Below are 4,818 nucleotides of genomic sequence, written 5' to 3'. Positions count from 1 at the left end.
CAACAAAGCCACCGTCATCATCCTGAAACGCCAACAACTGACGCTTGCGATAACTAAAATATGTAGGAATGATGCCCTGACGTTTTGCAAATTCAGTTTGGGTGAGACCACTTTGGGCTTGCTCGGCAAACAAGGCCAGCCATTGTTCTTTGGTACGGTGCATGATGATTACCCTGGCAGTTGATAATGGCAGACAGGGTAAAGTTGATCAGTTAGGATTGGAATGTGTGGTTGGCGTTACGCTTACTGTCGACCAAAAGTTAAGGCTAAATCCCCGTGTCATCCAAAACTGACTCGCTAGGCCAATTAATGAAAGCGCGACGGCTAATAACGAAACAACGGTTGTTACTCGGGTAATCATTAATAGTAATGCTAAGTTTTTTGAGGATAAATTTTTATAGGGTTTCATTTTTACTCTTTCCTTAAGTATTTAATATCTTGTATGTTTAATTTATAAACTAGTGAAGCACTCTTTGAAAAAAAGCTACCGCTTGCAGGTACATTTGCAGTGCGAGTGCGGGATCATAGCGTTCGCCTTCATCACGCATAAAGGCGTGTTGGGCGTTGACTTCAAGCCAAGTGAAGTTACGGTTCAGCGCCATTAATTGCTGGTGGATTAGTACTCGTCCCTCCGCGGATACGTGGGGATCTTGCTTGCCGAACACTAACACTAATTCCCCTTGAATATCACCGCTGCGGCTCAATGAGTCATTACCGTAAGCGCAGGGTAGGGTGTTGGAATGAATGTCGGTTGGATAGAGGCAAAATGCACCTAAAATAGCGGGATTGAGTGCGGCGCGGTAGGCTAAGTGGCCGCCGATACACACGCCCATAGAGCCAACTTTGCCATTGCAGTAAGTTTGTTGAGTGGCAAAATCGATCAGTGCTTGGGTATCGATATCGTGGTGTTCTAGGGGTTTGGCAAATTTATCGGCGTTACCTTTATCTTTACCTGATTCATCATAGGCCAGCACAGTGCCTAAAGGATTCAGTTCATGGAACACTTCGGGTACTAACACCACAAAACCGTGGCCAGCAAGAATAGTGGCGGTGCGGGCGATGGGCGCAGTTTGCTGAAATATCTCGGAATAAAAGATGATACTTGGGAATATTCCCTGTGCTTCTGGGCGATAGATATAGGTGCGCATTAGCCCTGAAGGCGTGGAGATATCCTGAATTTCCTGAGTCACTAACATATTTATATTCCTCTATGAGGCTTCAAACGTTGAAGCCTCACTTTAGCAGTCAGGATTTTATCTGTCAGTTAAAACAATTCGTTACCTGAGAGTTCACCGGCACATAGTGCTTTTATATTGCTTAAGGTCGTTTTGGCAATGGCGCCTAGGGCTTCTTCGGTGAGGAAGGCTTGGTGACCCGTGAAAATCACGTTATGGCAGGCTGATAAACGACGGAATACATCGTCTTGAATAATTTCATTCGATTTATCTTCGAAGAACAGGCCTTTTTCGTTTTCGTATACATCGAGCCCAAGCGAGCCGATTTGCCCCAGTTTTAATGCTTCCATTGCGTCGAAAGCATTGAGTAAACCACCGCGGCTGGTGTTGATCACCATGACACCGGGTTTCATCTTGGCGAAACTGGCTTGGTTTAGTAAGTGACGGTTATCCGCGGTCAACGGGCAATGCAAGCTGATGATATCGCTGTTTGCATAAATAGAGTCGAGATCTTGATATTCAACATTCAGTGCGATGACAGCCGGATTGATAAAGGGATCGAAGGCAATGACTTTACAGCCAAAACCGAGTAATACCTTGATGGTTGCTACGCCGATTTTACCTGTACCAATCACGCCGACGGTTTTGCCGAACATGTTAAAGCCGACTAAGCCTTCGAGGGAGAAGTTGGCATCGCGGGTGCGTTGGTAAGCTTTGTGGATTTTTCGATTCAGTGTCAACATCAGTGCGACTGTATGTTCGGCCACGGATTCAGGAGAATAAGCTGGTACGTTAACGACTTGCATGCCTAAGCGTTTAGCGGCAACTAAATCGACGTTGTTAAAGCCAGCGCAGCGCATGGCGATAATTTTTGTGCCACCCTTAGCGAGTTCGACCAGAACTTCTTCACAGAGTGAATCGTTGACGAAGGCGCAGACAATTTCAAAACCTTCGGCAAGCTTCACTGTTTGCATGCAGAGGCGATAATCGAAGTACTCAATTTGTGCACCAAACGCAGCATTTGTGCGGTTAAAGTGCTGCATGTCGTAATGTTTCGCGCTAAAAAATCCAATTCTCATTTCAGTCACCTAACGGGTTTGCTGATGTAATTATCTGGCAAAGAGTGTAAGTGAGTTAGGGCTTTTTGTCCTTAGCCTTAGAAAATTCCCCGTTAAAAGAGTGAGCTTTATCATCAATTGGGAATAAAAAAGCGAGCCCCTGACGGCTCGCTTATTGATTGACTGCTTTTACTTGAAGTGTTCAAGCTAGAGCTCTCATATTGAAAGTCGTACTATATGAGCTGAGGGTTAGTCCTTTAACCCTCCGTTATTGCATTTTACTTTTTGTCTTTAGCGTATTTAGCTGCAGATGCACCCGCGATACGGCCATAAGTAACGATATCGGAGATAGCATTACCACCTAAGCGGTTAGCACCGTGAACGCCACCTGTGACTTCACCGGCTGCATATAAACCATCAATAGGCTTGCCCGTTTTTTCACTCTTCACTTCGGCTTTAGTATCGATCACAACACCACCCATAGTGTGGTGAACTGCTGGCGCGATTTCGAGAGCGTAGAAAGGTGCAACAACTAATTCACGTGGTAAATCAGGACGTTCAAATTGAGCATCTTTACCTGATTTAACAAAGCCATTATAAGCTTTCACTGTTTTAGCGAGTTCGGCCGCTGGAATATCTAACTGTTTAGCCAGATCTTCAATTGTTTTGCCTTCTTTAACAATGTTCAGGTGCACATAGCCTTCGATGGCTTTTAAGCTCTTACGGATAGAGTCATCGAATACCAAATAAGCACTTTCGCCTTTTTGTTGCAGAATCGCGGCAGACGCTTTGTCACGGGTGGTGATTTCGTTCATAAAGCGGTTACCTTCACGGTTAACCACGATCGCACCGTTACCACGTACCGCTTCGGTGATCATTACACCACCAGCAGGTGAGTAAGTTGGGTGAGCTTGAATAAATTCTAAGTCGCGAGTTGCAGCACCCGCTTGCAATGCCACGTCTAAGCCATCACCTGTAGCACCAGGGTGGTTAGTCGCTTTAAAGCCTTTCAGTTTTGGATCGTACTTAGCGACACGATCGTTATTTTTCGCAAAACCACCCGCTGCGATAACGACAGCATCAGCTTTGACCACGTAATAACCTGTGTATTCACCCTTCACCAATACGCCGGTAATTTTACCGCTCGCATCTTCAAGAATACGTACTACACGGCTGTTTAAGCGGATGTCAGTACCACGTTTCACTGCATTGTCCCATAGAACTTGTGCTACGTGTGCACCCACACCAGCACCACCTGTTGGACGGTGACTACGGTTAACACTTGCGCCACCCATACGACCTACGTCAGTCATATCGGCACCCATAGAGGTTAACCAATCGATAGAGTCTGATGAGTTGTTGGCTAAGGTTTTGACCAGTTCAGGATCGTTAATATTGCGACCACCTTTCATGGTGTCGTCGATCATGATTTGTTTCTTGTCTGCGATACCTAGTTTAGCCTGTGGCTTAGTTTCTGCGGCGTTCATACCGCCAGCAGCAAGTTTAGTGTTTCCGCCTGGGATAGGTTCTTTTTCAAGCAGGATAACTTTAGCGCCTGCATCACGGGCTGAAACGGCTGCAGCAAGACCTGCACCACCTGAACCTATGATCACGACATCAGTGGTTTCTTTTGCGCCAGCGGCAATGGCTTTATCTTGAGCAGCTTTGTCTGCATCAACAGGCACAAACTTACGTTCCCACTTACCACCGTAAGGCATATCGAAGCCGAAGCTGTGACAAGCATCGCAATAGGTGACTGATTTTTCATGACCTTTATGGCAGCTAGTACAAGCAATTTCGCCAATTAGGTGAGATTTATGGGGTGATACTTTATCTTTAGGTGCAGCGGCGGCCAGTTCTTTTAAATCACCGTGGCAGCTAACACACTGAGCATTTTCATGGGTAAGGTTGTCGTTGGTGACGCCACCTTTGTCTGATACGTGGCAGCTGTCGCAGCTACCCATTTCACCGTGAAAATCGGCTAGCACTTCTGGTGCTGCATAGGCAGTACCTGCCATAGCGCCAGAGATCAGCATGGCTAGTGCTGTTTTTTGAATATTTCTTGTGAACATGATAGTTCCTCCGCCGTACATTCATCTACTTAATAAGGGTTATTCATCGTGGTGTGATATTTATTTTTTACGCAGCTCACGCACTGTTAGAGCATTCTCCATTTGCAAATTTAGCACTATCTAAAGAGGTATATGTGTGTTCAGATCACATAACCTTTGTTACAGCGAAAATAACATATTTAAAATGTGCAATCGGATGGGAAATATTAATGAAGTTGAGACTAATCACTGCTTCAATACGGTATAACATGCGTGAGTTAACATATTCGGTGTTTTTCAAGATAGTTGTCACTCTTTGTTTAAATATTAAGCTGCATTTATTACGCCTTCTTCTGGTGCCTTATCTGGGTTGAGTGTTACAGCGCCAACCGCTTCACAATTTCTGATCTCTGTAGACCAACGCATCGGTTTTCTTTCCTTCGCCGCCTCAAGCACTTTCTTGCGCTTCGCTAAAATAGCGCCATCTTGCAGTGCATGACGTTGCCCTGGTGAGACAAAATTTAGCTGGCTGTG

Annotated in this window: 5 protein-coding genes and 1 pseudogene; all 6 read right to left on the bottom strand. The window is 45.4% G+C overall.

Annotation, left to right across the window (positions count from 1 at the left end; genetic code table 11):
- Positions 1-163 (bottom strand): IS66 family insertion sequence element accessory protein TnpA (gene tnpA / locus L5M10_RS23195; RefSeq protein ID WP_411569281.1); only part of this gene is annotated, 163 nt, incomplete at its 3' end.
- Between the two features lie 45 nt (positions 164-208).
- The gene (locus tag L5M10_RS23190; protein ID WP_263256036.1) at positions 209-409 is read right to left on the bottom strand and encodes a hypothetical protein; all 201 of its coding nucleotides are present in this window, start codon (positions 407-409) and stop codon (positions 209-211) included.
- A gap of 49 nt (positions 410-458) precedes the next feature.
- Complete coding sequence (locus L5M10_RS23185; protein WP_263236703.1) at positions 459-1,196, bottom strand: dienelactone hydrolase family protein; 738 nt, start codon at positions 1,194-1,196, stop codon at positions 459-461.
- A 68-nt stretch (positions 1,197-1,264) separates the two neighbouring features.
- Positions 1,265-2,254, bottom strand: coding sequence for a 2-hydroxyacid dehydrogenase (locus L5M10_RS23180; RefSeq protein WP_105250073.1), 990 nt, complete (start codon positions 2,252-2,254; stop codon positions 1,265-1,267).
- Between the two features lie 257 nt (positions 2,255-2,511).
- A complete protein-coding gene (gene fccA / locus L5M10_RS23175) occupies positions 2,512-4,305 on the bottom strand; it encodes a fumarate reductase flavoprotein subunit FccA (protein ID WP_263181986.1) in 1,794 nt (597 codons plus the stop codon).
- A 306-nt stretch (positions 4,306-4,611) separates the two neighbouring features.
- A pseudogene (locus L5M10_RS23170) lies at positions 4,612-4,818 on the bottom strand (IS3 family transposase); the annotation flags it as partial.

It is taken from the genome of Shewanella sp. SM32, assembly GCF_025654235.1.
Taxonomy (GTDB): domain Bacteria; phylum Pseudomonadota; class Gammaproteobacteria; order Enterobacterales; family Shewanellaceae; genus Shewanella; species Shewanella oncorhynchi.
Note: the sequence above shows the minus strand (reverse complement) of the source record. Positions and strands in the feature narration are given on the sequence as shown.